Source organism: Microbacterium sp. H6 (assembly GCF_003314775.1).
Classification (GTDB): domain Bacteria; phylum Actinomycetota; class Actinomycetes; order Actinomycetales; family Microbacteriaceae; genus Microbacterium; species Microbacterium oxydans.
The window spans coordinates 1-3,518 of record NZ_QOAY01000154.1 but is presented as its reverse complement, the minus strand read 5'-3'; the positions used below and the strand labels follow the sequence as shown (position 1 = coordinate 3,518).

General features: G+C 72.0%; 2 protein-coding genes. Both read left to right on the top strand.

Features of this window, described 5'->3' with window-relative positions; all coding sequences use genetic code 11:
- Positions 1-637: phosphopantetheine-binding protein (locus DSP71_RS09950; protein WP_258546358.1), on the top strand; the 637-nt coding region annotated here is incomplete at its 5' end.
- The coding region (locus tag DSP71_RS09945) for an amino acid adenylation domain-containing protein (RefSeq protein WP_113681007.1) at positions 634-3,518 on the top strand (2,885 nt) is incomplete at its 3' end. The genes DSP71_RS09950 and DSP71_RS09945, both read left to right, overlap by 4 nt.

Sequence of the window (3,518 nt, the reverse complement as noted above, 5' to 3'; positions counted from 1 at the left end):
GAAGGTCGACGGTCACCGCCTCGAACTCGGCGAGATCGAAGCCGCGTTGCGCGGCGTCGACGGCGTGCACCGGGCGGCGGCCGTCGTCCGCCCGGATCAGACCGGCCGCGCTCGGCTGCTCGGATACGTGGCGCCAGAGGAGGGTGTGGACCTCGACGGAGCCGCCGTGCGCGATGCCGTCGCTGCCACGTCCCCGGCCGCATCCGTGCCCCGCATCGTCACCGTGCTGGATGCCATCCCGCTCACCCTGAACGGGAAGATCGATCGCGGAGCACTCCCCGATCCGGTGGCGGTGGTCGCGACGGGCCGCGCTGCGGAGAACGACGCGGAGCGCGCGGTCGTCGATGCGGTCGCCGAGGTTCTCGGCCTCTCCCGCGTCTCGCCCGATGAGGCCTTCTTCGAGCTCGGCGGCGACAGCATCTCCTCGATCCGCCTGGTCGCGCTGGTCCGCGCCCGGGGCTTCACGATCACCCCGGGTCAGGTGTTCGCGCACGAGAGGCTGGCCGGCCTCGCCGCCGCCGCCGTGCCTTCGGCAGACGCCGAGTCGCCCGCACCCCGTGCCGTCAGACGGACTCGCGCCCGCCTGGCCCCGCGTGACCTCAGCAGCATCGAACGACTCCTGGAGGAGACCCCGTGAGCACGACCGCTTCCCCCTCGACCGCTTCCCCGTCGACCGCTTCCGCATCGACGGCCGCTGTCCTCGACGTCTGGCCGCTCACCCCGCTCCAGCACGGTCTGCTCTTCCACTCGCTGTGGGAGCGGGAGACCGGGGCGTCTCCCACGTACCTGCTGCAGGCCGCCGTCGAGGTCGAGGGTGAGCTCTCGCCCCAAGCGGTGCGGTCGGCCGTCGCGGAGGTCCTCGCCGCGCACGAGAACCTCCGGGTCGGCTTCTTCGCGGGTTCCGACGGCGATCCGGTGCAGTTCGTGCCGGAGCGGGTCGAACCCGATGTCACCGTCGTCGATCTGCCGGAGGCCGCAGGATCGGCGCGCGGACAGGCGTCGATCACCGCGCCGGTGCAGGCGTTCGCCGCAACCGAATGGGAGCGCGGCTTCGATCCGCAGCGGCCGCCGCTGATCCGGGTCGCCCTGCTGCGTGTGACAGCGGCTCGCGCGGTGCTGCTCGTGACCGCGCACCACCTGCTGCTCGACGGCTGGTCGATCCCCCTGCTGCTCGAGGAGATCCTGAGTCGGGCGACCGGCGAGACCCCGCCAGAGTCGGAGGCGCACTTCGTCGACTACCTCGATGTGGTCGCCCCGGAGGAGCCCGACCCGACCGACGGCGCGCTCGTCACCGGACTGCTGGACGGCGTCACGGAGGCGACGATCGTCTCGGATGGAGGCGCCTCGGAAGGAGCAGTTTCGGGCGTCGATGATTCCCCCGTGCGGAAGGTGCGGCACCGACACGACGGTGAGGCGCTGCGTTCCAGGGCCCGCTCCCTCGGCGTCTCGCCGGCTGCCGTGGTGAGCGCCGCCTGGGGCATCGTCCTCGGTCACATCGTCGACCGTGATGACGTGGTCTTCGGCTTCACCGTGTCCGGTCGCGGCGTGGGCATCCCCGGAGCGGAGCGGATCATCGGCCTGCTCGGCAACACGTTGCCGTTCCGGGTGCGTGTGCGACCCGGCGACCTCGCGTCGGAGGTCGTCCAGCGCGCCCACCGTACGCAGGGCGTGCTCGCCGCGGCCCCCAGCGCCGATCTCCGCACGGTGCAGTCGTCTCAGGGGATCGTCCCGCTCTTCGACAGCCTGCTCGTCGTCGAGAACTATCCGGATGCGGTCTCGGACTGGGTGAGCGCGAGCGGCGGTCTGCGGGTGGCGGGCACGTGGGCACGTGACGAGGTGCACTACCCGCTTGCCCTCCTGGTCGAGATCGGCGACACGGTCCGGTTGGAGGTCGCCACCCGGACGGGCGCGCGATACGGCGGGGAGACCGTGCTCGATCTGGTCGATGCCGTGCTCGATGCCGTCATCGCGGAACCCTCGGTGCGTGTGGCGAGGATCCCGCTGCCGACGCAGAGCGGTGCCGAAGACGCCGGCGACGAGCTGGACGGCGGACCGGTTCCGGATGCGGACCTGGACGCGCTCCTCGACGCGGCCCGGGACGCTCATGGCGATCGCATCGCGCTCGTGGCGGGGAAGCAGCGCATCACGACAGCGGCGCTGCACGCGGCCGCCGACCAGCTCGCGCGCGTCTTCGGTGCGGGAGTCGGTCCTGTCGCCCTGCTCGCGCCGCGGTCGTCCGCTCTCGTCATCGGCGTGCTCGCGGCGCTCCGCGCAGCACGCCCGTTCGTCGCACTGGATCCAGAGCTTCCTGTGGAGCGCCGACGTGTCGCTCTCGCCGATTCCGGAGCGACGACACTGTACATCGCGCCGGGGATGGAGCCCCTCGCGGAAGAGCTGGGAGCCACGGGGGCTTCCTCCGCCCCGGTGACGGACGCCGCGCTCGGCGCCGGTTCCGTGCGCGAGCTGCGCGTGGCTGCGGCAGCTGGATTCACACTCGCTGCATCCACAGCGCCTGAATCGACAGCAGCAGACGCGGCTGCGCGTCGCCGTTCCGACGCGCCGGCGTACCTCGTCTTCACCTCCGGAACGACGGGACGCCCGAAGGGATGCGTGAACACCCGAGGGGGGCTCGTCGTGCGGCTCGCGTGGATGCGCGATCGCTATCGGATCGACGCGGGCGATGTGATCCTGCACAAGACGCCGCTCTCCTTCGACGTCTCCGTCTGGGAGCTGGTCCTGCCTCTCGTCACCGGAGCCCGGCTGGTGCTCGCTCCTCCTGCCGCACACCGCGATCCCGAGGCGCTGGATGCCCTCATCGCGGCCGAGGCGGTCACGACCCTGCATTTCGTGCCCTCGATGCTGTCCGCCTACCTCGACCTGGTGCCTCGGCCGGAGTGGTCGAGCATCACCCGCATCCTCTGCAGCGGCGAGTCCCTGCCGTCTGCCCTCGCGGAAAGGGCCGCGGCGCTCGCCGAAGCCCCCGTGCACAATCTCTACGGTCCGGCGGAGGCGGCGATCGACGTCACCGCCGGGGATCATGCCGAGGGAGCGACGGGGTCGAGCGCCCCGATCGGACGAGCGACTCCCGGCACGCGGCTGCGCGTGCTGGACCGGCTCCTGCGTCCGGTGGAGCCCGGCGGGGTGGGTGAGCTCTACCTCAGCGGCGCACAGCTCGCGCTCGGGTACCTCGGTCGCCTGGCTGTGACCGCCGAGCGTTTCATCGCCGACCCGAGTGGTTCCGGGGAGCGGCTCTATCGCACAGGAGACCTCGTCGAACGCACGCCCGCAGGGCTCGTGCACCGGGGGCGCGTCGACGATCAGGTGAAGATCCGCGGCATGCGGGTGGAGCCCGGTGAGACGCAGGCGGTGCTCGAGGCGCTTCCCGGCGTGGCGGCGGCGGCCGTCGTGCTGGACGAGGATCCGAGTCCGGCTCTCGTCGCCCTCGTCCGTGCGAAGCCGAGCGAGGGACGACCGCCCCGCGCCGATGATCTTCTCGCCGCCGCTGCCGCCCTCCTGCC